The organism is Xanthomonas sp. SI (assembly GCF_014236855.1).
In the GTDB taxonomy this organism is placed as follows: domain Bacteria; phylum Pseudomonadota; class Gammaproteobacteria; order Xanthomonadales; family Xanthomonadaceae; genus Xanthomonas_A.
The window spans coordinates 4299809-4325314 of sequence record NZ_CP051261.1; the positions used below are offsets into that span (position 1 = coordinate 4299809).

The 25506-nt window shown below is 68.6% G+C and carries 23 protein-coding genes; 14 read left to right on the forward strand and 9 right to left on the reverse strand.

Translation table 11 applies throughout. The features are described from left to right. Window positions 1-75 precede the first annotated feature (75 nt). Window positions 76-561, forward strand: a complete 486-nt coding sequence (locus tag HEP75_RS18150) for an RDD family protein (RefSeq protein WP_185824441.1) — start codon at window positions 76-78, stop codon at window positions 559-561. Window positions 562-674: 113 nt separating this feature from the next. On the opposite strand, the gene HEP75_RS18155 is transcribed toward HEP75_RS18150, so the two are convergent. From HEP75_RS18155 to lptF, 3 genes are read right to left on the reverse strand one after another with little or no spacing between them, the layout of a single operon-like run. Beyond that, window positions 675-1253: a GNAT family N-acetyltransferase gene (locus HEP75_RS18155; RefSeq protein ID WP_185824442.1), complete on the reverse strand. Its 579-nt coding sequence runs from the start codon at window positions 1251-1253 to the stop codon at window positions 675-677. Further along, window positions 1223-2329, reverse strand: coding sequence for an LPS export ABC transporter permease LptG (gene lptG / locus HEP75_RS18160; protein ID WP_185824443.1), 1107 nt, complete (start codon window positions 2327-2329; stop codon window positions 1223-1225). Before lptG ends, HEP75_RS18155 begins: the two co-directional genes overlap by 31 nt. After that, entirely contained in the window at window positions 2326-3411 is a 1086-nt protein-coding gene (gene lptF, locus HEP75_RS18165; RefSeq protein WP_185824444.1) for an LPS export ABC transporter permease LptF, read from the reverse strand. Before lptF ends, lptG begins: the two co-directional genes overlap by 4 nt. 108 nt (window positions 3412-3519) lie before the next feature. Here lptF and HEP75_RS18170 point away from each other — a divergent pair, with 108 nt between their 5' ends. The 4 genes from HEP75_RS18170 (at window position 3520) to HEP75_RS18185 (ending at window position 9041) form a co-directional block, all read left to right on the forward strand. Continuing rightward, window positions 3520-5004: a leucyl aminopeptidase gene (locus HEP75_RS18170; protein ID WP_185824445.1), complete on the forward strand. Its 1485-nt coding sequence runs from the start codon at window positions 3520-3522 to the stop codon at window positions 5002-5004. 121 nt (window positions 5005-5125) lie between these two features. Beyond that, on the forward strand, window positions 5126-5551 hold the full coding sequence (locus tag HEP75_RS18175; protein ID WP_185823483.1) for a DNA polymerase III subunit chi: 426 nt from the start codon (window positions 5126-5128) through the stop codon (window positions 5549-5551). Window positions 5552-5663: 112 nt separating this feature from the next. Continuing rightward, window positions 5664-8567, forward strand: coding sequence for a valine--tRNA ligase (locus tag HEP75_RS18180; protein WP_185824446.1), 2904 nt, complete (start codon window positions 5664-5666; stop codon window positions 8565-8567). Between the two features lie 21 nt (window positions 8568-8588). Continuing rightward, window positions 8589-9041, forward strand: coding sequence for an isoprenylcysteine carboxylmethyltransferase family protein (locus HEP75_RS18185; RefSeq protein WP_185824447.1), 453 nt, complete (start codon window positions 8589-8591; stop codon window positions 9039-9041). A 62-nt stretch (window positions 9042-9103) separates the two neighbouring features. Here HEP75_RS18185 and HEP75_RS18190 read toward each other — a convergent pair whose 3' ends face one another. The 4 genes from HEP75_RS18190 to pssA all read right to left on the reverse strand — a co-directional run bounded on the left by HEP75_RS18190 (window position 9104) and on the right by pssA (window position 12629). After that, window positions 9104-10255, reverse strand: coding sequence for a pectate lyase (locus HEP75_RS18190; RefSeq protein ID WP_255423897.1), 1152 nt, complete (start codon window positions 10253-10255; stop codon window positions 9104-9106). A gap of 588 nt (window positions 10256-10843) precedes the next feature. Further along, a complete protein-coding gene (gene rimI, locus HEP75_RS18195) occupies window positions 10844-11335 on the reverse strand; it encodes a ribosomal protein S18-alanine N-acetyltransferase (protein WP_185824448.1) in 492 nt (163 codons plus the stop codon). Then, complete coding sequence (locus HEP75_RS18200; protein WP_255423898.1) at window positions 11332-11856, reverse strand: alanine acetyltransferase; 525 nt, start codon at window positions 11854-11856, stop codon at window positions 11332-11334. The genes rimI and HEP75_RS18200 overlap by 4 nt, the downstream gene beginning before the upstream one ends. Next, window positions 11853-12629, reverse strand: coding sequence for a CDP-diacylglycerol--serine O-phosphatidyltransferase (pssA, locus tag HEP75_RS18205; RefSeq protein ID WP_185824450.1), 777 nt, complete (start codon window positions 12627-12629; stop codon window positions 11853-11855). Before pssA ends, HEP75_RS18200 begins: the two co-directional genes overlap by 4 nt. Window positions 12630-12707: 78 nt before the next feature. Between pssA and HEP75_RS18210 the strand changes: the two genes are divergently transcribed. From HEP75_RS18210 to HEP75_RS18220, 3 genes are all read left to right on the forward strand, one after another. Further along, the gene (locus HEP75_RS18210) at window positions 12708-13100 is read left to right on the forward strand and encodes a DUF4124 domain-containing protein (protein ID WP_185824451.1); all 393 of its coding nucleotides are present in this window, start codon (window positions 12708-12710) and stop codon (window positions 13098-13100) included. 100 nt (window positions 13101-13200) lie between these two features. Then, window positions 13201-14895, forward strand: a complete 1695-nt coding sequence (locus tag HEP75_RS18215; RefSeq protein WP_185824452.1) for a proline--tRNA ligase — start codon at window positions 13201-13203, stop codon at window positions 14893-14895. A gap of 281 nt (window positions 14896-15176) precedes the next feature. Further along, window positions 15177-15653, forward strand: coding sequence for an H-NS histone family protein (locus HEP75_RS18220; RefSeq protein WP_185824453.1), 477 nt, complete (start codon window positions 15177-15179; stop codon window positions 15651-15653). Window positions 15654-15752: 99 nt separating this feature from the next. Here HEP75_RS18220 and HEP75_RS18225 read toward each other — a convergent pair whose 3' ends face one another. After that, on the reverse strand, window positions 15753-17012 hold the full coding sequence (locus tag HEP75_RS18225) for a threonine/serine exporter family protein (protein WP_185813987.1): 1260 nt from the start codon (window positions 17010-17012) through the stop codon (window positions 15753-15755). A gap of 98 nt (window positions 17013-17110) precedes the next feature. Here HEP75_RS18225 and HEP75_RS18230 point away from each other — a divergent pair, with 98 nt between their 5' ends. From HEP75_RS18230 to HEP75_RS18245, 4 genes are all read left to right on the forward strand, one after another. Then, a complete protein-coding gene (locus HEP75_RS18230; protein ID WP_185813988.1) occupies window positions 17111-18223 on the forward strand; it encodes an ABC transporter permease in 1113 nt (370 codons plus the stop codon). 79 nt (window positions 18224-18302) lie between these two features. Then, window positions 18303-19118: an ABC transporter ATP-binding protein gene (locus HEP75_RS18235; protein WP_184413420.1), complete on the forward strand. Its 816-nt coding sequence runs from the start codon at window positions 18303-18305 to the stop codon at window positions 19116-19118. Window positions 19119-19121: 3 nt separating this feature from the next. Continuing rightward, a complete protein-coding gene (locus HEP75_RS18240; RefSeq protein WP_179568569.1) occupies window positions 19122-20048 on the forward strand; it encodes an MlaD family protein in 927 nt (308 codons plus the stop codon). Then, window positions 20045-20722 (forward strand): ABC-type transport auxiliary lipoprotein family protein, encoded by a 678-nt coding sequence (locus HEP75_RS18245; RefSeq protein WP_185824454.1) that lies wholly within the window; start codon window positions 20045-20047, stop codon window positions 20720-20722. The genes HEP75_RS18240 and HEP75_RS18245 overlap by 4 nt, the downstream gene beginning before the upstream one ends. A gap of 358 nt (window positions 20723-21080) precedes the next feature. On the opposite strand, the gene HEP75_RS18250 is transcribed toward HEP75_RS18245, so the two are convergent. Further along, on the reverse strand, window positions 21081-21662 hold the full coding sequence (locus HEP75_RS18250) for an alpha-ketoglutarate-dependent dioxygenase AlkB (protein ID WP_185824455.1): 582 nt from the start codon (window positions 21660-21662) through the stop codon (window positions 21081-21083). A gap of 113 nt (window positions 21663-21775) precedes the next feature. On the opposite strand from HEP75_RS18250, the gene HEP75_RS18255 reads away from it, so the two are divergent. Next, window positions 21776-23419 carry an electron transfer flavoprotein-ubiquinone oxidoreductase gene (locus HEP75_RS18255; RefSeq protein WP_185813992.1) on the forward strand — a complete coding sequence of 548 codons (1644 nt, stop codon included), beginning with the start codon at window positions 21776-21778 and terminating at the stop codon, window positions 23417-23419. Next, a complete protein-coding gene (locus HEP75_RS18260) occupies window positions 23416-25494 on the forward strand; it encodes a glycoside hydrolase family 99-like domain-containing protein (protein ID WP_185824456.1) in 2079 nt (692 codons plus the stop codon). Before HEP75_RS18255 ends, HEP75_RS18260 begins: the two co-directional genes overlap by 4 nt. The last annotated feature ends 12 nt before the right edge of the window (window positions 25495-25506 follow it).

The window sequence follows — 25506 nt, forward strand, 5'->3', positions numbered from 1 at the left end:
GGCGCAAGGCGGGGGCTGCGCCGATCGCGGTGCCAGCCGGTGACGCGCCGGTGGCGCTGCCGCTAAGCTGTGGCGATGACCGCCGCGTCCACTGCCACCGCCACCGCTTCCCGTCCGCGCGCGCTGCTGCCGTGGCGGCTCCTGGCGCTGTTCTACGATGCCTGGCCGGTGCTGGCGCTGTGGTTCGCGATCTCGGCGCTGTTCACCCTGGGCTACACCCTCGAAGGCCACGCGCCGCGCGAAAACATCCCTCCGTTCAGCACCTTGCAGTGGCTATTGTGGCTGTGTTGCTGGCTGGCGGCGGGGCTGTACGCGACGCTGAGCTGGCGCCGCGGCGGCCAGACCCTGGGCATGCGCCCGTGGCGGCTGCGCCTGCACGGCGCCGATGGCGGCACGCCGAGCTGGGGCGCTCTGTGGCGGCGCTATCTGGTCGGCACGCTGTCGCTGCTGCTGGGCGGGCTGGGGTTCTGGTGGGCGCTGTTCGATCGCGAACGGTTGACGTGGCACGACCGTGCCAGCGGCACGCGGCTGGTTCGGCTTCCGAAGCAAAAAAAGCCCTGACCGCAACGCATGGGCGCGCGGCGGCGCGGCGAGCTACGTTGGTGAGCCATTGCTGCTGCGATGACGCCTAAGCCGGCTCGGCTGGCGCGCCGCAGCAGTTGGAACTTCCGGCGCTAAAGCCACTTCGTCAGAAGCGCTGCCTGCTCCGCTGTGCGCTGCGCCCCGACGTAGCCCAATGCGGCGAACAAAGCCAACGATGCCGCATTGCCGGCATCGATGTCGGCCTCCAGCCGGACCAAGCAAAGCCGCTCCTTCGCGAACGCCTGCACCGCGCCAACCGCTTCGCGCATGACACCCTGCCGCCAGTGCGCCGCTGCCAGCAGGCAGCCCACTTCCGCCATGGTGTCGCGGAAGTTGTGCAGTCCCACGGTGCCGATCAACGCATCGTCGGACCTGCGGGCGATGCCCCACTCGATCGCCTGGTCCGCGCTGAATCCCCGGGCCATGCTATCGATCGTCTGCACGTAGTGCTCGGCACGCGTGAACACGGGATCGGCGGCATGGCGCATCACCTGCGGATCGCCATAGATCGTGCGAAGGCTGTCCAGATCGGCGACGCGCACCTGCCGCAGCGACAGCCGGCCGGTCTGGAGCGAAGGAAACCCGACCGGCAGCCGACGCGACAGGCGTGAGCGCGGCTCGGGCTCGCAGGCGCCGCGACTCAACTGCTGCGTTTGCGGAACAACAGCCACGACACGGTCAGCATCACCAGTGGCGGCAACGCGTAGGCGATGCGGTAGTCGAACTTGAGCGCGCCGGCCATGCGCCCGAAGAACAGCTGCAGCAGCCAGAACACCAGCGCGAACAGGATGCCCAGGAACAGGCGCTTGCCCATGCCGCCGCTGCGCAGCGCGCCGAACGCGAACGGAATGGCGGCGAAGCACAGCGCCAGCACGTTGACCGGGTAGAACCAGCGGCTCCAGTACTGGTCCTCGTAGTCGCGCGCGTCCAGGCCGTTGCGGCGGCGGTACTCGATGCTGGTGTGCAGGTCGTGCGCGGACAGGTTGCGCGGCTTGGCCAGGCCCGAGGCTAGCGCGGCGGCATCCAGCCGCGAGGCCCACGGCAGGCTGTCGAACTTCTCGCGCTGCACCGAGCGCTCGGCGAAGGTGTCGCGGTAGGCCTGCTTCAGGGTCCAGCCGCTGCTGCGGTGCTCTGCGGTGGTGGCGTGGGTCAGCGAGGCCAGGCGCCCGGCCTGGTCCAGCGTGTACAGGCGCACGTCGCGCAACTCCAGCCAGGTACCGCCGTTGCCTTCCAGGTGTTCCTCGCCGGCCTGCGCGTTGAGGAAGGTGTCGCCCTCGCGCGCCCACACCCCGGAATAGCGGGCCATGCTCATGTTGCCGTTGTACTTGGCGTTGGCCTTGATCGTGTCGGCCTGGTTCTGCGCCCACGGCGCCAGGGTCTCGCCGCTGACCACCATCGCCACGGTCAGCAGCAACATCGTCGCCGCCGCGGCCACGCTCAGCCGCGGCCGCGACAGGCCCAGTGCGCGCAGCGCGGTCAGTTCGGAGGTGGCCGCCAGCTGCCCCAGGCCCATCAGCACGCCGATCACCGCGCCGGTCGGGAACAGGGTGTAGGCGCGCCGCGGCACGGTGTAGGCGACGAACGCCACGGCGTGGCCGAGGCTGTAGCTGCCCTTGCCGATGTCCTTGAATTCGTTGGACAAGGCCATGATCACGTCGAGCCCGAGCAGGACCGCCCAGGTCAGCAGGACGGTGCCGAGCACGGCACGGCCGACGTAGACGTCGTGCAGGTTCGGGCGCAGCCTCATGCCGCCTGCCTCCGCGGCCGCGACAGCTGGCCGTCGCGCAGATAGGTCCACACCGCCAGCACCAGCAGCGGCACGGTCAGCCACCACAGGCCCAGCGCGCGCGGCAGCTTGTCGGTGCTCAGCCACTGGGTGCCGATGAACATCAGGTTGGTGCCGACCAGGTAGGCCAGGAACGCCAGCATGATCCGGCCGTAGCGCTGCTGCCGCGGCGAACTGCGCGACAGTGGCAGGGTCAGCAGGGCGAAGGCCAGCGCCAGCAGCGGCGGGGCGATGCGCGCGTGCAGCTGCGCATTGGCCTGCGGCCGCGGGTCGCCGATCAGCTTGGCGGTGGGCAGCAGCTCCGGATCGTCGTCCTTGCGCGCCTCGCTGCGGTCCGGCAGGGCCACGTCGTTGCTGACGTAGCGCATCAGCCGGTAGTCCATGTCGTCGCCGGCCAGCGGCCCTTCCACGCGGTAGCCGTCCTCCAGGCGCAGGTAGCGGTCGGCCTTGCCTTCGAAGAACATCGCGCCGCGCTGCGCGGTGACCACGTCCAGGCGGCCGTCCTTCTGCCGCTGCATGAACACCTTGCCCAGCTTGGTGCCGTCGCCGGACAGGGTACTGATGTAGACGATGCCGCCGTCGGACAGCGGGGTGAAGCGCCCGGCCTCCAGGCCCGCCATCAGCAGGCTGCGGTTGGCTTCGTCGATCAGCCGGTCGGAGGTGCGGTCGGCCCAGGGACCCAGCCACAGCGAGCACAGCCCGACCAGGACCACCACCGGCACCACCAGCATCAGGATCGGCCGCAGCAGGCGCCGCGGGCCGACGCCGATGGCGGTGATCACCGCCATTTCCGAGTCGCGGTACAGCCGCGCCAGCGCCAGCAGCAGGCCCAGCATCAGCGCCAGCGGCAGGATCAGCGGCAGATACACCACGAACTGCAGGCCCAACTGGGAAAACAGCAACTTGGCCGGGATGCGGCCATCGGCGATGTTGCCCAGGATGTCGACCAGCACGCCGCCGACGCTGACCACCAGCAGGACGATGAGGGTGGCCAAGAAGCTCTGGATGAAATCGCGCAGCAGGTATCGATCGAGCTTCGGCATGGGGGTGGGTTGATTTAAACTCTCGGATTCGTTCGCGGCGGAGCCAGCCTAACCCGGCTGGACGTAAACAGCCCGCGATTGTACGGATTTGCCAACGGAATCTGATCAATGGCCCTGGAATTCACCCTGAACCACGACGCCCCGGCTACTGCGGCGTTCGATTGCATCGTCGTCGGCGTGTTCGCCGACAAGCGCCTGTCGCCCGCCGCCCAGGCCCTGGATGCGGCCAGCGGCGGACGCCTGACGGCCCTGGCCGGCCGCGGCGACCTCAGCGGCAAGACCGGCGCCAGCGCGCTGCTGCACGACCTGCCCGGGGTGACCGCGCCGCGCGTGCTGGTGGTCGGCCTGGGCGAGGCCGCCAAGTTCGGCGTGCCGCAGTACCTGAAAGCGGTCGGCGACGCGGCGCGCGCGCTGAAGAGCGGGCCGGCGGCCAAGGCGCTGTTCACCCTGTCCGAACTGGAGATCAAGGGCCGCGACCAGGCCTGGGCGATCCGCCAGGCGGTGATCGCCAGCGACCACGCCTGCTACCGCTACACCGCCACCCTGGGCAAGAAGAAGCCCGACGACAGCGGCCTGGCCAGCCTGGCCGTGCTCGGCGAGGACGCCACCGCGCTGGCCCAGGGCCAGGCCATCGCCGCCGGCGTGAAATTCGCCCGCGAGCTCGGCAACCTGCCGCCGAACCTGTGCACCCCGGCCTATCTGGCCGAAACCGCCGCGGCGTTCGCCCACGGCATCGACGGCGCCGAGGCCGAGATCCTCGACGAGACGCAGATGAAGGAACTGGGCATGGGCTCGCTGCTGGCGGTGGCGCGCGGCTCGGCCAACCGCCCGCGGCTGCTGGTGCTGAAGTGGAACGGCGGCGGCGACGCCAAGCCCTACGTGCTGGTCGGCAAGGGCATCACCTTCGATACCGGCGGCGTCAACCTGAAGACCCAGGGCGGCATCGAGGAGATGAAGTACGACATGTGCGGCGGCGCCAACGTCATCGGCACCTTCGTCGCCACCGCCACCGCGCGCCTGCCGCTGAACCTGGTGGTGGTGGTGCCGGCGGTTGAGAACGCGATCGACGGCGACGCCTACCGCCCCTCCGACGTGATCACCAGCATGTCCGGCAAGACCATCGAGGTCGGCAACACCGACGCCGAAGGCCGCCTGATCCTGTGCGACGCGCTGACCTACGCCGAACGCTTCAACCCCGAGGCGCTGATCGACGTGGCCACCCTGACCGGCGCCTGCATGGTCGCGCTCGGCCACCAGACCGCCGGCCTGATGAGCAAGCACGACGACCTGGCCAACGAACTGCTGGCCGCCGGCGAACACGTGTTCGACCGCGCCTGGCGCCTGCCGCTGTGGGACGAATACCAGGGCCTGCTCGATTCCAGCTTCGCCGACGTCTACAACATCGGCGGCCGCTGGGCCGGCGCCATCACCGCCGGCTGCTTCCTGTCGCGCTTCACCGAAGGCCAGCGCTGGGCGCACCTGGACATCGCCGGCGTGGCCAGCGACGAAGGCAAGCGCGGCATGGCCACCGGCCGGCCAGTGGGGTTGTTGTCGCAGTGGTTGCTGGACCGCGCCGCAGGCGGCGCGGCGTGATTGGGGATTCGGGATTGGGGATTCGTGAAAAGCACCTCCCCTTTTCCCCCGTCCCGCACCATCCGCCGACGATCGTGACCTGCGTTAGCCAATCCCCAATCCCGAACAGCGAATCCCCGCTCTGATGCGCGCCGATTTCTACCTGATCGCCAAGCCGCGCTTCCTCACCGAGCCGCTGCGGCTGGTCTGCGAGCTGGCGCGCAAGGCCAACGACGCCAACCTGTGGACGTTGGTGCTGGCGCGCGACGAGGCGCAGGCCGAGGAGCTGGACGAGCTGTTGTGGGCGTTCGACCCGGATGCCTACATCCCGCACCAGATCGCCGGCGCCGATGTCGACGAGGAAGAGGCGCAGGTGCTGATCGTCCCGCCCGGCGTGGAAGCGCCGTCGCGCGCGCTGGTGATCAACCTGCGCGACGACGCCTACCTCGGCACCTGCGAGCGCGTGCTGGAAGTGGTGCCGGCCGACCCCGCCGCGCGCGAGCCGCTGCGCGAACGCTGGAAACAGTACAAGGCGCTGGGCTTCGAGGTCAGCAAGTACGACATGTGATGGAGCCGGGATTGGGCATTGGAGATTCGGGATGGATCCCTGCCCTGTCCCCCTTCATCGGCATGGCACCGCAACGAATCCCGAATCACGAATCCCCAATCCCGGCTCCCCAATGACCACCCTCGCCCCCAGCTACGACCCCACCTCCTTCGAATCGCGCCTGTACGCCCAGTGGGAAGCGGCCGGCTATTTCAAGCCGTCCGGGCAGGGCGAGCCGTACACGGTGCTGCTGCCGCCGCCGAACGTGACCGGCACCCTGCACATGGGCCACGCCTTCCAGCAGACGCTGATGGACGCGCTGGTGCGCTACCACCGCATGCGCGGCTTCGACACGTTGTGGCAGGTCGGCAGCGACCACGCCGGCATCGCCACCGAGATGGTGGTGTCGCGCAACCTGACGCTGGCAGGCAAGGGCGAGACCCGCGACTCGCTGGGGCGCGAGGGCTTCATCGCCAAGGTGTGGGAATGGAAGGCGCAGTCGGGCGACACCATCGAGCGGCAGATGCGCCGCCTGGGCACCTCCAGCGACTGGTCGCGCAGCACCTTCACCATGGACCCGCAGCCGTCGGCGGCGGTGGTCGAGGCGTTCGTGCGCTGGCACGAACAGGGCCTGATCTACCGCGGCCAGCGCCTGGTCAACTGGGATCCGGTGCTGAAGACCGCGATCTCCGACCTGGAAGTGGAGAACGTCGAGGAAGACGGCTTCCTGTGGTCGATCGCCTACACACTCGAGGACGGCGCCAGCTACGAGCACGTCGAGCACGATGCCGACGGCAACGAGACCCTGCGCGAGACCCGCGACTATCTGGTGGTGGCCACCACGCGTCCGGAAACCCTGCTCGGCGACACCGCGGTGATGGTGCATCCGCAGGACGCGCGCTACGCGCACCTGATCGGCAAGACGGTGACGCTGCCGCTGACCGGCCGCCAGGTGCCGGTGATCGGCGACGACTACGTGGACCGCGCGTTCGGCACCGGCGTGGTCAAGGTGACCCCGGCGCACGATTTCAACGATTACCAGGTCGGCGTGCGCCACAGCCTGCCGATGATCAATCTGTTCACCCCGACCGCGGCGATCAACGACAACGCGCCGCAGAAGTACCGTGGCCTGGACCGCTACGACGCGCGCAAGGCGGTGCTGGCCGACCTGGAGGAACTCGGCATCCTGGTCGAGACCAAGCCGCACAAGCTGCAGGTGCCGCGCGGCGACCGCACCGGCCAGGTGATCGAGCCCTACCTCACCGACCAGTGGTTCGTGAAGATGGACGCGCTGGCCAAACGCGGCCTGGAATTGGTCGAGTCGGGCCAGGTCACGTTCGTGCCGCCGAACTGGATCAACACCTATCGCCACTGGATGGACAACATCCAGGACTGGTGCATCAGCCGCCAGCTGTGGTGGGGCCATCGCATTCCGGCGTGGTTCGACGACGCCGGCAACTGCTACGTAGGCCGCGACGAGGCCGAGGCGCGTGCGAAGAATGGCCTCGGCACCGATGTCGCCCTGCACCAGGACAGCGACGTGCTGGAGACCTGGTTCTCCGCGCAGCTGTGGCCGTTCTCGACGATGGGCTGGCCCGATCCGCAGGCGATGGCCGAGCGCGGCTTCGAGCGCTACCTGCCGTCGAGCGTGCTGGTCACCGGCTTCGACATCATCTTCTTCTGGGTGGCGCGGATGATCATGGCCACCGACAGCTTCACCGGCCAGGTGCCGTTCCGCGACGTGTACATCACCGGCTTGATCCGCGACAAGGACGGGCAGAAGATGTCCAAGTCCAAGGGCAACGTGCTCGATCCGCTGGACATCATCGACGGCATCAGCATCGAGGACCTGGTCGCCAAGCGCACCACCGGGCTGATGCAGCCGCGCATGGCCGAGAAGATCGAGAAGGCCACGCGCAAGGAATTCCCCGAGGGCATCATCGCCCACGGCGCCGACGCGCTGCGCTTCACCATCGCCGCGTTGGCCGGCCACGGCCGCGACATCAAGTTCGACCTCGGTCGCGCCGAGGGCTACAAGAATTTCTGCAACAAGTTGTGGAATGCCAGCCGATTCGTGCTGATGAACACGCGCCCCGAGGATCCCGCGGCGGCGACAGCGACAAACGCGTCGCCACGCGCCCAGATGGCGAACCATGCGGACACCGCTTTGCATCAGGCCACGGGCAAGCACGTGCCGGTGACCGATGCCGAGAAGTGGATCCTGGTGCGGCTGGACAAGGTCGCCGCCGAGGCGCAGGCGCATTACGCCGCCTACCGCTTCGACCTGCTTGCCCAGTCGCTGTACGAGTTCGCCTGGAACGAGTTCTGCGACTGGTTCCTGGAGCTGACCAAGCCGGCCTTGAACGGCGACGACGCCGCGGCCGCCGACAGCACTCGCCACACCCTGCTGCAGGTGCTGGAGACGCTGCTGCGCCTGCTGCATCCGCTGACCCCGTTCGTCACCGAGGAACTGTGGCAGCAGGTGGCGCCGCGCCTGGGCATCGCCGCGCCGACCATCTCGCTGCAGCCGTATCCGCGCGCCGGCGACCTGGACGTGAGCGCCTACGCCGGTGCCGAAGCCGACATCGAGTGGCTCAAGGCGATGGTCTCGGCGCTGCGCCGGGTGCGCAGCGAACTCAACGTGCCGCCGTCCAAGCTGGTGCCGCTACTGCTGCAGGGCGGCCACGCCGAGGACCGCGCGCGGGTGGAACGCTTCGCCTCGCAGTTGAAGTTCCTGCTGCGGCTGGAGGCGATCCAGTGGCTGGACGCGGCGCAGGACGCACCGCCGGCCGCCGCCGCGATCGTCGGCGAGCTGCGGCTGCTGGTGCCGCTGGAAGGCCTGGTGGACCTGGACGCCGAGCGCACCCGCCTGGACAAGGAGATCGCCCGGGTCGGCGCCGAACAGGAAAAGAGCACGGCCAAGCTGGAGAAGTTCACCGACAAGGTGCCGGCGGCGGTGGTCGAGCAGGAACGCGTACGCCTGGCCGACTGGACTAAGCAGCTGGCCGGCCTGCGCGAGCAGCGCGCCAAACTGTAAGTCGCGGACAGACCCCAGCGCATGAAGCTGCGCGTGCCGCCGCCGCTGATCGTGGTCGCCGGCACGCTGTGCGCATGGGGTGCCGCACATATCTGGCCGGCGGCGACGTTGCTCCTGCCAGGTCAACGCTCGCTGGGCGCGGCGGTGATCGTCGCCGGAGCGGTCGCCAACGTGGCGCCCAAGCTGCATTTTCGCCGCGCCGAGACCACGGTCAATCCGCTGCATCCGCAGCGGGCCAGCGCCTTGGTGCAATCCGGACTGCATCGCTATTCGCGCAACCCCATGTACCTGGGACATGCGCTGATCCTGCTGAGCTGGATGCTGTGCCTCGGCCATCCGGCCGCAGGTCTTTCTCTGGTGTTCTATCTGCTGTACATCGATCGCGTACAGATTCCGCGCGAAGAAGCGGCATTAAGCGAACGCTTCAGCACCGATTACGCGGATTATTGCCGGCGCGTGCGCCGCTGGCTGTAGCGGGAATTCCGCGACACGACAATCGACCGCCGCCCGGCATCGCGGGCGGCGGCCTGCAACACTCAGAGCTTACCAGCGCCCGCCTTGGACTTGACGTCGTTCGCCACCTGGTTCGCCGGCAGCAGCGAATAGGTGTACGGCGGGGTCCAGCCGATGCTGTTGTTCCACGAGCAGGTCAGCGCCTTGCCGTTGAGCAGCGAGCCGAAATCGCGATACACGCTGCCGCCGTAGTTGGCGGCGATCTTGTCGCAGCTGCTGACCCCTGCGATGTCGAAGGCGTTGTTCTCGGAGAAGATCTTCGACTCCTTGCCGACGCCGTGCGCATGCGAGAACGGATACACCGCATTGCTGGTGCTGCCGACGTGGTAGTTGTTGTACAGGTGCACCTGGCCGAAACGCACCCGCGGCGCGCGCGCGGAAATGTTCTCGAACAGCGTGTTGTGGATGGTCACCTTGAGCTTGCCGCTGTCGGTGCTGGAGGCGCTGTCGCTGGAGCCGATCAGGTTGTTCTTCTCGTGCGACTTGAACGCCGAGTACGAGATGGTCACGTAGTTGGCGCCTTTCTTGACGTCCAGCGCGCCGTCGTGATGCTGCTTGGGGCGGCCGTTGGCGGTGCCGTTCTGGTCGTCGGTGCGGCGGCCGTCGGTGAAGGTGACATGGTCCACCCACACGTTGCTGGCGCCCTCGATGGTCAGGCCGTCGTACTCGGAATTCCAGTTGCCGGCGCTGCCATCGTCCGGATCCCACACCGGCTGCGGATCCCACGGATTCTCGATGGTGAGGTTGCGGATGATCACGTCGTTGGCCTTGACGTACAGATAGCCCTCGCGGATCTGCGCATTGGAACCGACGCCGATCAGCGTGGTCTTGGTGGGGACGTCCAGGCGCGCGCGGCTCTTCATGTCCGCGGTGGTGCTGTACGGCGTGCCTTCGCTGACGTCGATGATGCCGCTGATCTTGATGATGCGGCCGTTGCTGCCGACGCTGGCCTTCAGCGCGGTCTTCAGCTGCGCGGCGGTGCTGACGCTGTAGACGTTGGCCGCTGCGGCCTTGGAACCGCCCTTGGTGCCGCCGTTCTGCGTCGCCCACCCGGTGCTGGCGACCTCCAGGCTGGCATCGGCGTAGGCGCTGCCGGTCGCGCCCGCCAGACAGACTGCAAGCGCAATCGCATGGGTGAGCGTGCGCGGGGATGCGATGAGTGACTGTGTCTTCATCCTGGAACCTCGTAAGCATGGGTGGAGTCGTCGCAGGCGCGGCGTTTTCCGCAGGCGGAAAACACGGCAGCGCGAGCGCATTCGCTGTCCCCTCGGACAACTGCGCTAGATGCCATCGCACAGGGCAGCGCCGAAGAGGCGCGCACTGTAGGGAGCGCGTTCGGCTTGGGAAGAGACAAATGCGCTGCGCGCGGATCCAGCGCTGCGATATGGGGACGGCATCTAACAAACTGCGTTCGCGATGCGCCCGATACGCCGGCTACCGCTGCAGGACAACAACGCTGTCCCGACGACAAGTCGCGACATTGCGCAGACGCGCCGCACTCTTCGGAAAACCCTGGAAAAATGCAGCCCCAACACTGCCGGACGCGCGATCGCGTGTAGTGGATGCACCGCGAGGCGGCGGCGTCGGATACTCGAACGGACGCGGACCTGACAGCGCATGCGCCCAACGCTGGGCAGCCGACAGCGGGCGCAACGCTGCACCCTGCAACCATTATTTATAGGGAAGGAAAACGGCTCGCCACAAAAAAGGCGAGGCATGCAGAAACCCTCGCCGGCGCGGCGTCGACGGCACGCCGTCGGGCGCTACGACATGCCTTCGAAGAACAGCTCGATCGCCATCACCAACGCGTCCTCGCGGCCGTTCGCCGCCGGGTAGTAGCGCGGGCGGCGGCCGATCTCGTTGAAGCCTTCGCTGTGGTACAGCGTGATCGCGCTGGGATTGGACGGGCGCACTTCCAGGAACACGCGGCGCGCGCCCAGGTCGGCGCCGTACTTGATCAATGCGCGCAGCAGCAGGCGGCCGTAGCCGCGCGATTGCCGTTCCGGCGCGACGCAGACGTTGAGGATGTGCGCCTCGTCGGCGGCGACGCTGATCACGCCGTAGCCGACGATCTGGCCCTGTTCCAGCAGCACCCAGCCCGGATAGCCGGCCTGCAGGCAGTCGCGGAAGATGCCGCGCGTCCACGGGAACGGATAGGCGCGGCGCTCGATCTCCATCACCGTGTCCAGGTCGGTCTCGCGCAACGTGCGCAGCGTCGCCGCTGCCGGCGAGGGCGCCGAGCCCAGCGCGCTCACCGCGGCGCCTGCTTGCGCAGCGCGCGCAGCTGCGGCCACAGCGCGCGCTTGGCGGCGGCATTGCCGCGCAGCTCGGTCAGCGGCCAGGTCGCCATCAACGCCTGCGTGGCCGGATCGTTCGGATTGCGCCCGGAGGCGCGCAACAACGCGATCTGCAGCCGATCGGGCAGACGCAGGCCGGCGCGGCGCGTAGCCGGCGCCGGCGCGGCGCGTTGCGGCTCGGGATAATCCGCAGGCGCGGCCGGCGCGCGTCCGCGCGGCGACTCCGTAGGAGTGGGTGCCGTAGCACGCGGCGCGTACGCCGGTGGGGCGTGTGCGGACACCGCTGCAGGCGCAGCCGCGGCGGCGGCGGCGGCGGCGGCGGCGGCAGGAGCATCGCGCTCCTCGGCCAGCGCCGGCTGCGCGACCACCGCGCCGACCTCGGCGTCGGCCCCGACATAGAGCGTATGGCCCAACGCCTGCAGCCAGCCGTGCTGCTCGGCCGACCACAGCGGCGCCGCGCTGGTTATTGCCTCGCTCACGTCGCGTCCGGCAGCTTGCGCCAGCGCCGCCATAGCCAGTAACAGGGGCCGGACAACGCATACAGCACGCCGATCGCCAGCAGCGCGCGCGACAGGTCGATGACCAGTACCGCGATCACCACCGGCGCCAGCACAAGCATCAGGAACGGCACGCGGTCGGCGCGTGGGCCTTTGGCGGCGCCGCCCTTGAAGCTCCAGAAACGGATGCGGCTGACCATCAGCAGCGCCGCGACCACGGTCACGCCCAGCGCCACGTAGCGCAGTTGCTCGCCGTCCCAGCCGAGGTTGCCGTCGGCGAAGGCCCACACGAAGGCCATCATCAGCCCCGCCGCGGCCGGACTGGCCAGGCCGACGAACCAGCGCTTGTCCACGGTGCCGACCTGGGTGTTGAAGCGGGCAAGGCGCAGCGCGGCGCAGGCCGCGTACAGGAACGCCACCGACCAGCCGACCCGGCCCATCACGCTGCCGTCGAACTTCAGCGCCGACAGCGACCAGTGGTACATCACCAGCGCCGGGGCCATGCCGAAGCTGACCAGGTCGGCCAGCGAGTCGTACTGCACACCGAATTCGCTGCTGGTGCCGGTCAGCCGCGCCACGCGCCCGTCCAGCCCGTCCATCACCGCGGCGACGAACACCGCCACGCTGGCGTGCACGAACTGGCCGTTGGCGGCGGCGATGATGGCGTAGAAACCGGAGAACAGGCCGGCGGTGGTGAACAGGTTCGGCAGCAGATAGATGGTGCGCGAACGGGGAGGCGGTCGGGATGGTTCCATGCCCGGCAGTTTAATCGACTTGCCAGGCCCGACGGCGGGTGCTGCAATCGGCCTTCGCCCGTACCCCTGGAGAACGTGATGCGCGCCCTGACCCGGCTTTGCTGCCTGTGCCTGCTCGCCGCCAGCGGCGTGGCCGGCGCCGCCACCCTGTACCAATGGAAGGATGCGCAGGGCGTCACCCACTATTCGCAGAGCCCGCCGCCGGGCGGCAAGTACCAGGCGCGGCGGGTCGACAGCCACGGCGGCGCCCCGGCCGAGGCCACCGAGGCCGCCGCCCCGGCGGAGAACGCCAACTGCCTGAGCGCGCGCAAGAACCTGGACATCCTCGGCAAGCCGGGCAAGGTGATGACCGACCGCGACGGCGACGGCAAGCCGGACGGGGAACTGGACGAGGCCCAGCGCGACGCGCAGAAGGGCCTGGCCGAGGCCGCGATCAAGGCCTATTGCGCGCCGCCCGCCGCCGCGGAGTGAGCGCGCGCGGCCGGCGCGGACGCGGCGCAGGCCGCCTTCCGTCCCCGCAGCGCCGGCAATGACTGGCAAAATGGGCGCCCGCCGTTAGCGAAGCCCCTCGATGCGCCTTTCCCAGTTCCACCTGCACACCACCAAGGAAACCCCGGCCGACGCCGAACTGGTCAGCCACCGGCTGATGCTGCGCGCCGGCATGATCCGCAAGCTCGCCTCCGGCCTGTACACCTGGTCGCCGCTGGGTCTGCGCGTGCTGCGCAAGGTGGAAGCGGTGGTGCGCGAGGAAATGAACCGCGCCGGCGCGGTGGAAGTGCTGTTCCCGACCATCCAGCCGCGCGAACTGTGGGAAGCCACCGGGCGCTGGAAGAAGTTCGGCGGCCTGATGCTGCGGATGAAGGACCGCAAGGAACAGGAATACTGCTACAGCCCCACCGCCGAAGAGGCCGCGGCCGATTTCGCGCGCCAGGAGCTGAGCAGCTACAAGCAGCTGCCGGTCAATTTCTACCAGATCCAGACCAAGTTCCGCGACGAGATCCGGCCGCGCTTCGGGGTGATGCGCGCGCGCGAGTTCCTGATGAAGGACGCCTATTCGTTCCATGTGAGCGACGAGGACCTGGCCCGCGAATACGAGAACATGAAGGCCGCCTACAGCCGCATCTTCACCCGCCTTGGCCTGCAGTTCCGCGCGGTGCAGGCCGATTCCGGCGACATCGGCGGCGACGCCTCGCAGGAATTCCACGTACTGGCCGAGTCCGGCGAGGATTCGCTGGCGTTCTCCACCGGTTCGGACTACGCGGCCAATGTCGAGACCGCGGTCGCCGCCGATCCGGCGCCGCGCGCGGCGGCGCAGGAAGCGCTGCGCAAGGTCGCCACACCCACCCAGAAGACCTGCGAGGCCGTGGCCGAATTGCTCGGCATCGCGCTGCAGCGCACGGTCAAGTCGGTCGCGGTGATGGCCGGCGACGCCTTCGTGCTGGCGCTGGTGCGCGGCGATCACGCAGTGAACGAGATCAAGCTGGGCAAGGTCGCCGGCCTGGCCGGCTACCGCATGGCCAACGAGGCCGAGATCCGCGCCCACCTGGGCAGCGAGCCGGGCTTCCTCGGGCCGCTGAAGCCCAGCCAGCCGATCCGCGTGGTCGCCGATCGCGACGTGGCGGCGATGGCCGATTTCGTGGTCGGCGCCAACGAAGCCGGCTTCCATCTGGCCGGGGTCAACTGGGGCCGCGACCTGCCCGAGCCGGACACCGTGGCCGACCTGCGCAACGTGGTCGAGGGCGAGCGCGCCCACGACGGCGGCGAGATCCGCCTGGCGCGCGGCATCGAGGTCGGCCATGTGTTCCAGCTCGGACGCCAGTACGCGCAGGCGCTGGACGCCACCGTGCTGGACGAGAACGGCAAGACCGTGGCGATGGCGATGGGCTGCTACGGCATCGGCATTTCGCGCATCGTCGCCGCGGCGATCGAGCAGAACCACGACGAGGCCGGCATCCGCTGGCCGCAGCCGATGGCGCCGTGGTCGGTGGCGGTGTGCGTGATCAATCCCAAGCGCGATCCGGCGATCGATGCGGCCGGCGAGGCGCTGCTGGCCGAACTGCAGCAGGCTGGCTTGGACGCCGCGCTCGACGATCGCGGCCTGCGCGCCGGCGCGATGTTCGCCGATATCGAACTGATCGGCATCCCGCACCGGGTGGTGGTGTCCGAGCGCGGGCTGGCCGCCGGCACCTTCGAATATCGCGCGCGCAGCGGCGGCGACGCCGAGAACCTGGACCACGCCGCATTGCTGGCGCGCCTGCAGGGTTAATCGGAAAGGCCGGGAATATATCCCGGCCTTTTTCTTGCTCCGCGATCTTCACGACACGGCCTCGACATTTGCCGGGTCAATATGCCGGTCGAATCAGCGGCGTTACCCGGCGTTGATTTGACAATCGGAATTCGGTGCGTATAAGTGACACCCACGCCGATCCAGCGATCGGCGCACCTATCGAAATACCCGGAATATTTGTCAATCCGATAAAGCGATATTATGATTCCGCTCTAGCCAGGGAATGGCTGCAGGTCCATCACCCATTTTCCGGAGTACAAATGACCATCGATCTCAGTGGCCTGTCGGCCAAGCAGTTGGGCGCTCTTATCAAGACGGCCAAGAAGCAACAGACCATCGTCGCCAAGCGCACGCCCATCGCCAAGGTCCGCACCCTGCTGGCACGCCTGGCCAAATCGCACGGTTACGGCATCGACGAAGTGTTCGATGGCGCCGCTCCGGCCAAGCGCGGCCGCAAGCCGGCTTCCGGCAAGCCGGGTCCGAAGCCGGGCCGCAAGCTGGGCAAGGTGCCGCCGAAATACCGCAATCCGGCCAATGCCGCGGAAACCTGGACCGGCCGCGGCAAGCAGCCGCGCTGGCTGGCCGAGCAGGTGGCCAAGGGCAAGAAGGTCGACGACTTCCTGATCGCCGCGCCGGCCAAGTCCGCCGCGCCGGCCAAGAAGACCGCGAAGAAGGCCACCAAGAAAGTCGCCAAGGTCGCCAAGAAAGCCGGCAAGTCCGCCGCCCCGAAAAACTGATCGGGAAACCGATCCGGCAACGGATTGGGGATCGGCAGGTTATTCAAGAAACGCCGGCGCAAGCCGGCGTTTTTCATGCCTGCCGCAAGGGCAATGCCGCTAGAGATTCTTCCGCGCCGGCACCAGCAGATTGCCGAACAGCAGGCCGGCGACCAGCGCCATCACGATATTGGTCACCGCCAGCAGCGCCGACTGCCCGCCGGACACGTCGTGCTGCTGCACCAGGGTCAGCAATCCGCGCAGGCTGGCGCTGCCGGGCACCAGCATGATGATGCCGGGCAACCGGATCAACGCGCCCGGGCGCTGCACCAGCCGGCCGAACAGATTGCCGGCGGCGGTCAGCGACATCGCCGACAGGAAGATCCCGACCGGGCTGCCCCAGGCCTCGCCGGCGAAGCGCGCGATCGCGTAGCCGGCCACCGAGGCGGCCATCACCCACGGATAGTCGCGGCCGTTGGCCTTGAACAGCAACGCGAACGCGTACGCCGCGACCAGCAGCGACGCCCATTCCACCCACACCGCCTGCGGTCGCGACGCGTGCACCAGCGGCTCCAGGCCCAGCAGCTGCGCCAGGGTCACCGCGATCACCGCGCCCACGGTGAGCTTGAGAATGGTGGTGACCGCGCCGGCGAAACGCGCCGTGCCGGACACCCAGTGCTGGCTGGTCAGTTCGTTGACCGCATTGGTCAGCGCCATCCCCGGCAACAGCACCACCAGCGAGGCGATGATCACCGAATTGAGGTTCAGCGGCGCCACGAAGGTCGCCACCAGCGCAGCGACGACGCCGGCCAGCAGCGCCGCCAACGCCTCGTTGGCTTCCTTGGCCGCCGGGCGCTTGTCGGTGAGCTGGGTCAGCGCGCCGATCAGCAGGCCGATCGCGGCGGCGGTGGCGATGTCCAGCCACGGCAGCCGCCACAGCCCGGCCACGCCCAGGGCGGCCAGGCCGAAGCCGAGCACCTGCATCGCCTTCCAGCGCCGCCCCGGCGGGCGGTCCAGCTGGCGCAGCGCGGTATGGCCCTGGGCCACGCTCATGCGCCCGCTGGCGACGTCGTCGGCGATGCTGTCGGCGACGCTGAGCTTGTGCAGATCGTTGTCGCCCGGCGCCAGCCGCACCACCCGGGTGATGTCGCTGGAGCCGATCGCCTTGGTCGGATCGCTGAAGCTGAGGATCAGCCCGGTCGGGTTGGACCAGGGTTCGCAATCCAGGTCCAACTGCTGCGACAGCGCCACCACCGCCGCCTCCAGGCGTTGCGCGGTGGTGCCGTAGGTGTGCAGACGGCCGGCGATCTCGGAGACGAAGGCGATCCGTTGCGCATAGGTGGCGCTGGCGGAGGGATTGGCGATGGGCGCGGCTTGCATGTCGGCTAGTATGGCGCGAACCCCGCGCACAGCCACCCTGTGGCGCACGACGACATTGCGGTGCAGGCGAAACAGGTATGCTCGCGCCCGGACGCCCCATGATCGAACCGCAACCGCCAACACTCAGCCAGGACGACCGAGACCCCTCGCGGGTGCGGCTGTCCGGCAGTTGGACGCTGGCCACCGCGCTGGCGTCGTCGGACGTTCTGCGCACGCTGCCGGCCGGCACCACCGGCATCGACGCCAGCGGCATCGCCCAGCTGGATTCGGCCGGCGTGCTGCAGCTGATGCGCTACGCCACCCGCAACGGCATCGCCCACGAGGCGCTGAACTTCCGCCACGACCACCAGGCGCTGGTCAGCACCATCGAGGACGTCGCCGACGACCGCCCCAAGCGCAAGCGCGACTACGGCTTCGCCGCGGCGCTGGAGCGGCTTGGCTATGCGGTACACCACAACGGCAAGGAAATCGTCAACCTGGTCGGCTTCCTCGGCGAGACCCTGGTCAAGGTGCTGCGCCTGGTGCACGAGCCGCGGCGTTTCCGCCTGACCGCCACCGTGCACCACATGGAACAGGTCGGGCTGGACGCGGTGCCGCTGGTCGCCCTGCTGTCCTACCTGGTCGGCGCGGTGATCGCGTTCCTGGGTTCGACCATCCTGCGCGACTTCGGCGCCGAGATCTACGTGGTGGAACTGGTCAGCATCGCCTTCCTGCGCGAGTTCGCGGTGCTGCTGACCGCGATCGTGCTGGCCGGGCGCACCGCCAGCGCGTTCACCGCGCAGATCGGCGCGATGAAGGCGCGCGAGGAGATCGACGCGATCCAGACCCTGGGTCTGGACCCGATGGACCTGCTGGTGATCCCGCGGCTGGTGGCGCTGCTGGTGATGCTGCCGCTGCTGACCTTCGTGGCGATGATCGCCGGCCTGGCCGGCGGCGTCACCGTCGGCGCCTTCGACCTGGGCATCCCACCGCAGATGTACCTGGCGCGCATGCACGACACCATCCAGTTGCGGCACATGCTGGTAGGGATGTCGAAGGCGCCGATCTTCGCGATCGTGATCGGCCTGATCGGCTGCCTGGAAGGCCTGCGCGTGGAAGGCACCGCGCAATCGGTCGGCGAGCGCACCACCACCAGCGTGGTGCAGACGATCTCGCTGGTGATCATCATCGACGCGATCGCCGCGCTGTGGTTCATGAACGTGGGGTGGTGATGGAGCCGGGATTCGAAATTGGGGATTGGGGATTCGTAGAAAGCGGGCGCCGTGCGCTGCCTCGTCGGGAGCCGTTGCTTTGACCAATCCCGATTCCCCAATCCCGAATCCCGAATTAGCCATCTCGGTCCGCGGCCTGCTCAACCGTTTCGGCACCCAGACCGTGCACGAAGACCTGGACCTGGACGTGCGCCGCGGTGAGATCCTCGGCGTGGTCGGCGGTTCGGGCACCGGCAAGTCGGTGTTGATGCGCAGCATCCTCGGCCTGCGCGAGCCCGACGCCGGCCACATCCGCGTGCTCGGCGTGGACACCGACTCCAAGCGCCGCGAAGACCGCCTGCACGTGGAGCGCAATACCGGGGTGCTGTTCCAGGACGGCGCGCTGTTCTCCTCGCTGAGCGTGGGCGAGAACGTGCAGGTGCCGCTGAAGGAGCACTTCGGCGAACTGCCCGACAGTTGGCATTACGAACTGGCGCTGCTGAAGGTGAAACTGGCCGGACTGCCGGCCGATGCGATCAACAAGCTGCCCTCGCAGCTGTCCGGCGGCATGCGCAAGCGCGCCGGGCTGGCGCGCGCGCTGGCGCTGGACCCGCCGCTGCTGTTCCTCGACGAACCCACCGCCGGGCTGGACCCGATCGGCGCGGCCGCCTTCGACCGCCTGATCCGCACCCTGCAGGAAGCGCTGGGGCTGACCGTGTTCCTCATCACCCACGACCTGGACACCTTGTACGCTATCTGCGATCGCGTGGCGGTGCTGGCCGACCGCAAGGTCATCGCCACCGCGCCGCTGGCCGAGATCGAGCAGGTCGACCACCCCTGGATCCAGGACTATTTCCACGGCCCGCGCGCGCGCGCGGCGCGCGACGCCAAAACCGCCTGGACCGAGACCCACTGAGCCATGGAAACCAAAGCCAACTACGTCCTGATCGGCGCCTTCACCATCGTGGCCGGGCTGGCCCTGCTGCTGTTCGGGCTGTGGGCCGCCAAGTATTCGTCCGACCGCACCTGGCAGGAATACCGGGTGGTGTTCCGCGAGGCGGTGACCGGCCTGTCGGTGGGCAGCCCGGTGCAATACAACGGCATCGCGGTCGGCTCGATCACCGAACTGACCCTGGCGCCGAACGATCCGCGCCAAGTGGTGGCGCGGGTGCGGCTGAACTCGACCACGCCAATCAAGAGCGACACCCGCGCCAAGCTGGGCATCACCAGCCTGACCGGGCCGTCGATCATCCAGCTCTCCGGCGGCACCCCGGAGGCGCCGTCGCTGACCTCCATCGACACCAGCGACGCGCCGATCATCCAGACCACGCCGTCGGCGCTGCAGAACATCACCGACACCGCCAACCGCATCGTCGAGCGCCTGGACGAAGTGCTCAGCGACCGCAACGTGGCCAGCATCACCGCCACCCTGCACAACCTGGAAACGATCAGCGGCTCGCTGGCCGATCGCGACGAAGGCATGCAATCGCTGATCCTCAGCGCGCGCGATGCCGCGCGCAATCTCGACGTGACCCTGAAGACCACCAACGGCACTATCCAGCGCCTGGACCAGAACCTGGTACAGCAGCTGCCGCCGATCCTGGACAAGCTGGAAAGCACGCTGAGCAAGCTCGATTCGGCCTCCGGCAATGCCGACAAGATCCTGGGCGAGAACCGCGCGGCGATCAACAGCTTCGCCAACGACGGCCTGGGCCAGCTCGGCCCGACCCTGACCGAACTGCGCGGGCTGATCCGCGACCTGCGCCGGGTCAGCGACCGCCTGGACAACAACCCCGCGCGCTACCTGCTCGGCCGCGACGCCCCGAAGGAGTTCAAACCCAAATGAAGCCGACGCGCGCCCTCCTGCTGCTCGCCGTCCCGGCCCTGCTGCTCGCTGCCGGCTGCTCCGCGCTGACCGGCGGCAGCAAGGATCCGGTGACGATCTACGCGCCCAACGTGCGCGTCGCGCCGGATCCGTCATGGCCGCAGGTGACCTGGCAGCTGGCGATCGCCAAACCCAGTGCCGCGCGGGTGGTCGACAGCCCGCGCATCGCGGTGCGCCCCACCCCGGGCGAACTGCAGGTCTACAGCGGCGTCAGCTGGGCGCAGCCGGCCACCGACATGCTGGAGGACACCCTGGTCCGCGCGTTCGAGGATTCCGGCCGCATCCCCGGCGTGGCCCGGCTCGGCACCGGCATCCGCGCCGACTACAAGCTGTTGCTGGATCTACGCCGCTTCGAATCCGACTACGCCGGCCACGACGTGCCCTCGGCCACGATCGAACTCAACGCCAAGTTGCTGTACACGCCCGACCAGCGCGTGGTCGCCTCGCGCACCTTCCTCGCCGCGCAACCGGCGGCCAGCACCGCACAGGCGCAGGTCGCCGACGCCTTCAGCCAGGCGCTGTCGCAGGTGACCGGCGACGTGGTCGGCTGGACCCTGCAGCAGGGCCAGGCCGATGCGGCCACGGCCATGGCGCCGGTGCCGGTGCCGAAGGTCGCACCGGCACCGCGCCGCTGACCCAAAGCCCTTCTCCCACCGGCGACCGAAGGAAGTCCCGTGGGAGAGAGGGGTTGGGGCGAGGGTGCGGCGCGTAGCATCTCGCTGAGTTTGGGTGCACGAGGCTCCGCACGTACCCTCATCCGCCCCTGCGGGGCACCTTCTCCCGATGGGAGAAGGAAGCTCGACCTGCGCGGCCTGAGACGCTGGCTTAAGCCCCTCTCCCCCCGGGAGAGGGGTTGGGGTGAGGGTACGGCGCGAAGCGACTCGCTGAGTTTGGGTGCGCGAGGCTTCGCCCGTACCCTCATCCGCCCCTGCGGGGCACCTTCCCCCAAAAAGGGGGCCATGGTCCCGATGGGAGAAGGGAATTCGTGGCCGCTTACGCTGCGGCGATCTTCCGAAACGTCAGATTGATCCGCTCGCCGACCGGCTTCGCGGTCCGCGGCAAGGCATGCCGGTACAGGCGCTGGGTCTCCCCGCCCATCAACAGCAAGCCACCGGCGCTCAGTTCCAGCGCCTGGCGCAGCGCCGGCTCCTGGCGATGGCGCAGCACGAAGCGGCGCGTGGCGCCCAGGCTCAGCGAGGCGATCAGCGGACGCGGCCCCAGTTCCCTCTCATCGTCGCTGTGCCAGCCCATCGCGTCGCGGCCGTCGCGGTAGCGGTTGGCCAGCACGCTGTTGAACGCCACTCCGGTTTCCGCCGCCAGCCGTTCGCGCAACGGCTGCAACGCTGGCGGCCATGGATGCGGCGCGAAGCGGGTGCCGGAATAGCGGTAGCTCGCCCCCGGGTCGCCGATCCAGCAGCTCAGCCGCGGCGAATCGACCATCCGCCCGAACAGGCGGATGCGGTGCACCTCCCACTCCACCCCGGCCAGCAAGTGCGCCAACAGCGCCGCCGCCTCGGCCGGGGCGAGCCAGCCGGGCAGCCAGCGGACGTCGGCGCCGGACAGATCGAGTTGCATCGCGCCACGCTAGCATGCCTGCCCTCACCATACGCCAGCGTGCGGAATTTGCCCCGTCACGCACAAAGCCTGAAAATGCAGACAGCCAGATCGAGCCAACGGGAGCGGACCAGATGACGGAATTGGAGGGCGGCGCCAGCGCGCCGGAGCCAGTGGAACGCGACGTCATGGAATACGACGTGGTCACCGTCGGCGCGGGCCCGGCCGGGCTGGCGTTCGCGATCCGGCTCAAGCAGCTCAACCCCGACATCTCGGTCTGCGTGATCGAGAAGGCCAGCACGGTCGGTGCGCAGATCCTGTCCGGCGCGGTGATCGAACCGGCGCCGCTCGACGCGCTGCTGCCCGGCTGGCGCGACGCCCCGCCGCCGATCTGCGTGCCCGCCGGCGAAGACGAATTCTGGCACCTGAGCAAGGACGGCGGGCGCAAGTTCCCGATCGTGCCGCCGGGCATGCGCAACCACGGCAACTTCATCGTCAGCCTCGGCGCACTGTGCGCGTGGCTGGCGCCGCAGGCCGAAGCGTTGGGCGTGGAAATCTATCCTGGCTTCGCCGCCGCCGAAACCCTGCATGCCGACGACGGCACCGTGCTCGGCGTGCGCATCGGCGACATGGGCGTGGCCAAGGACGGTTCGCACAAGCCCGGCTACACCCCCGGCATCGATATCCGCGCCAAGGTCACGGTGCTGGCCGAAGGCGCGCGCGGGCATCTGACCAAGCGCCTGGTCAAGCGTTTCGCGCTGGACGCCGACAGCGACCCGCAGGCCTATTCGATCGGCATCAAGGAACTGTGGCAGTTGCCGGAAGGCCGCGTGGTGCCCGGCAAGATCGTGCATACCCTGGGCTGGCCGGCCGACAACGCCACCTATGCCGGCAGCTTCCTGTATCACCTGGAGAACAACCAGGTGGCGCTGGGCTACGTCAGCGGCCTGGATTACCACGATCCCGAATACCGGCCGTGGGAAGCGTTCCAGCAGTGGAAGAACCACCCGCTGATCAAGCCGCTGCTGGAAGGCGGCACCATCCTGTCGGCCGGCGCCCGCGCCATCGCCAGCGGCGGCTGGCAATCGTTGCCGAAGGTGGAGATGCCCGGCGCGCTGCTGATCGGCGACACCGCCGGCCTGCTCAACGTGCCCAAGATCAAGGGCACCCACCAGGCGATCCGCAGCGGCATGCTCGCCGCCGAACACCTGGCTGCCGGCACGGCGCTGAACCCGGCAGGGTTCGACGCCAAGCTGCGCGGTTCGGAGGTCATGGCCGAGCTGCGCCAGGTGCGCAACATCAAGCCCGGTTTCAAGAAGGGCATGTGGTTCGGCCTGCTCAACGGCGCCTGGGAGACCCTGGTCAAGGGCGCCTCGCCGTGGACGTTGAAGGTGACCGCCGACTGGTCGTCGCTGGACCGGCTGGGCGAACACGAACAGCCCAAGCGCGACTACGTGCAGCGCGAACTTGCGCCGCGCGACCGCCTGCAGGGCGTGTACTTCGCCGCCACCGAACACGACGAGGACCAGCCCGTGCACCTGCAGGTGCTGGACCCGCAGATCTGCGTGACCCGCTGCACCGAGGAATACGGCAACCCCTGCACCCGCTTCTGCCCCGCCGCGGTGTACGAGATCGTCGACGACGCGGCCGGCAAGCGCCTGCAGATCAACGCCGCCAACTGCGTGCACTGCAAGACCTGCGACATCAAGGACCCTTACGAAATCATCAACTGGGTCACCCCGGAAGGCGGCTCCGGGCCGAACTACCAGAACCTGTGAGCCCTCCTGCCCTGCTCCCGCGGACCAAAACCTCGCTCTATCTGGCGCTGCGCGCCGCGTTCCGTGCGCTGCCGCTTTCGCAAGGCTATCGCGACCGATTACGCGCGCGCTTCCTTGCGCGCTTTTCAAGCATCGTGCCTCCACCCCCACGCGGCCAACTGGCGCAAGGCCAGATGGAGCGCAGGCCGCGGGTGCGGGCCGACGAACGCGCCATCGGCCATGTCCCGCACCGTTCCGCCGCATTGCCCGAACCGATGCCTGCCACCCTGGTGGCGTTCTACTTGCCCCAGTTCCATCCGATCCCGGAAAACGATGCATGGTGGGGCGCAGGCTTTACCGAATGGCGCAACGTCACCCGCGCGTTGCCGCAATTCGAAGGCCATGTACAGCCCCGCCTGCCCGCCGACCTGGGGTTCTACGACCTGCGCAATGCCGAGAGCATGCGGCAGCAAGTGGCATTGGCGAAGGAATACGGCATCGGCGCGTTCTGCTTCTACTTCTACTGGTTCGGCGGCAAGACCTTGCTGGAGACGCCGCTGCGCCAGTGGCTGAGCGACCCTTCGCTGGATCTGCCGTTCTGCCTGTGCTGGGCGAACGAGCAATGGTCGCGGCGCTGGGACGGCCGCGACGGCGATGTGCTGATGGCACAGGCGCATAGCGAACAGGACGATCTGGCCTTCATCGCGCATGTCGCCGATTATCTGCGCGACCCGCGCTGCCTGCGCGTGGACGGCCGGCCGATGCTGCTGGTGTACCGGCCGCACTTGCTGCCGGAACCTAAAGCGACCGCGACGCGCTGGCGCGACTGGTGCCGGCAGCACGGGATCGGCGAGATCCACCTCGCCTACGTGCAGGGTTTCGAACGACCGGACCCGCGCAGCATCGGTTTCGACGCCGCGGTCGAGTTTCCGCCGAACATGAGCAATCCCACGTCGCTGGCGGCGACGCAATGCTTGCTGGATCCCGAGTACCGCGGGACGGTGCTGGACTGGCGCGAGCTAGCGACGGAAGTCGGCACCCGCGCATTGCCCGAGTACCTGCTCTATCCAGGCGTCAACCCGGGCTGGGACAACGAGCCGCGACGCCCCGGTGCCGGCCGCGTCTATCTGCATGCTTCGCCGCGCGGCTACGAAGACTGGCTGCGCACCACCATCCACGATCGGCTGCAGCAGCGCAGCGTCGAGCAGCGCCTGGTGTTCATCAATGCCTGGAACGAGTGGGCCGAAGGCGCCGTGCTGGAACCCGATGTGCGCCTGGGCCATGCCTACCTGGATGCGACCCGCAAGGCGCTGTGGCCGGCGCGCGTACGCAATCCGGCGCAGCCGCCGTGGGCGATCGTGCACGCCTGGTATCCCGACGTCCTCGAGGAAATACTGTGCTGCCTCGCCGCTACACGGCTGCCGTGGCGTTTGCTGGTGACCACATCGGCCGAACAGGCGGATGCGGTGCAGGCGCAGCTGCGCGCGTATTCGCTGCCCTATGAAGTGATGGTGCTGGAAAACCGTGGCCGCGACATCTTGCCGTTCCTGCATGCCGCCGAGCGCCTGCTCGACGAGGGCGTGGACGTGGCGCTGAAACTGCATACCAAATGCAGCACGCATCTGGACAATGGCGATGCCTGGCGCACCGAACTGCTGCAACGGCTGACCGGGACCGACCGTGCCGCGCGGATCCTGCAGGCCTTCGCGGCGGACGCCTCGCTCGGCCTCGTCGCCCCGGAAGGGCACTTGCTGCCGCTCGACGAATACTGGGGCGGCAACCGCGCGGCCGCCGACTATCTGTTGCGCCGTGCAGGTCGCTGCGAGCAACCGCTCGACGACGCGCGCTTCATCTCCGGCAGCATGTTCTGGGTCCGGCTGGATGCGCTGCGGCCGCTGCTGGACAGTGGCCTGTGCCCATCGGAGTTCGAGACCGAACAGGGCCAGATCGACGGCACCCTGGCGCATGCAGTGGAGCGGCTGGCGGCACCGCTGGCCGCCCATGCCGGTTATCGCGTGGTCGATGCCGCCGAACTGCTCGGCCTGGCACCGAGCGCAGTGTCCGGCCACTACGCTTACGCGCGGCGCGGCGCCTGATCGGGAACCTCG

Bases quoted from the DNA above. Each gene is read 5' to 3' on its own strand.
- HEP75_RS18150 (WP_185824441.1), top strand. From the start codon at position 76: ATGACCGCCGCGTCCACTGCCACCGCCACCGCTTCCCGTCCGCGCGCG.
- lptG (WP_185824443.1), bottom strand. From the start codon at position 2,329: ATGAGGCTGCGCCCGAACCTGCACGACGTCTACGTCGGCCGTGCCGTG.
- lptF (WP_185824444.1), bottom strand. From the start codon at position 3,411: ATGCCGAAGCTCGATCGATACCTGCTGCGCGATTTCATCCAGAGCTTC.
- HEP75_RS18170 (WP_185824445.1), top strand. From the start codon at position 3,520: ATGGCCCTGGAATTCACCCTGAACCACGACGCCCCGGCTACTGCGGCG.
- HEP75_RS18180 (WP_185824446.1), top strand. From the start codon at position 5,664: ATGACCACCCTCGCCCCCAGCTACGACCCCACCTCCTTCGAATCGCGC.
- HEP75_RS18185 (WP_185824447.1), top strand. From the start codon at position 8,589: ATGAAGCTGCGCGTGCCGCCGCCGCTGATCGTGGTCGCCGGCACGCTG.
- HEP75_RS18190 (WP_255423897.1), bottom strand. From the start codon at position 10,255: ATGAAGACACAGTCACTCATCGCATCCCCGCGCACGCTCACCCATGCG.
- pssA (WP_185824450.1), bottom strand. From the start codon at position 12,629: ATGGAACCATCCCGACCGCCTCCCCGTTCGCGCACCATCTATCTGCTG.
- HEP75_RS18210 (WP_185824451.1), top strand. From the start codon at position 12,708: ATGCGCGCCCTGACCCGGCTTTGCTGCCTGTGCCTGCTCGCCGCCAGC.
- HEP75_RS18215 (WP_185824452.1), top strand. From the start codon at position 13,201: ATGCGCCTTTCCCAGTTCCACCTGCACACCACCAAGGAAACCCCGGCC.
- HEP75_RS18220 (WP_185824453.1), top strand. From the start codon at position 15,177: ATGACCATCGATCTCAGTGGCCTGTCGGCCAAGCAGTTGGGCGCTCTT.
- HEP75_RS18225 (WP_185813987.1), bottom strand. From the start codon at position 17,012: ATGCAAGCCGCGCCCATCGCCAATCCCTCCGCCAGCGCCACCTATGCG.
- HEP75_RS18230 (WP_185813988.1), top strand. From the start codon at position 17,111: ATGATCGAACCGCAACCGCCAACACTCAGCCAGGACGACCGAGACCCC.
- HEP75_RS18240 (WP_179568569.1), top strand. From the start codon at position 19,122: ATGGAAACCAAAGCCAACTACGTCCTGATCGGCGCCTTCACCATCGTG.
- HEP75_RS18245 (WP_185824454.1), top strand. From the start codon at position 20,045: ATGAAGCCGACGCGCGCCCTCCTGCTGCTCGCCGTCCCGGCCCTGCTG.
- HEP75_RS18250 (WP_185824455.1), bottom strand. From the start codon at position 21,662: ATGCAACTCGATCTGTCCGGCGCCGACGTCCGCTGGCTGCCCGGCTGG.
- HEP75_RS18255 (WP_185813992.1), top strand. From the start codon at position 21,776: ATGACGGAATTGGAGGGCGGCGCCAGCGCGCCGGAGCCAGTGGAACGC.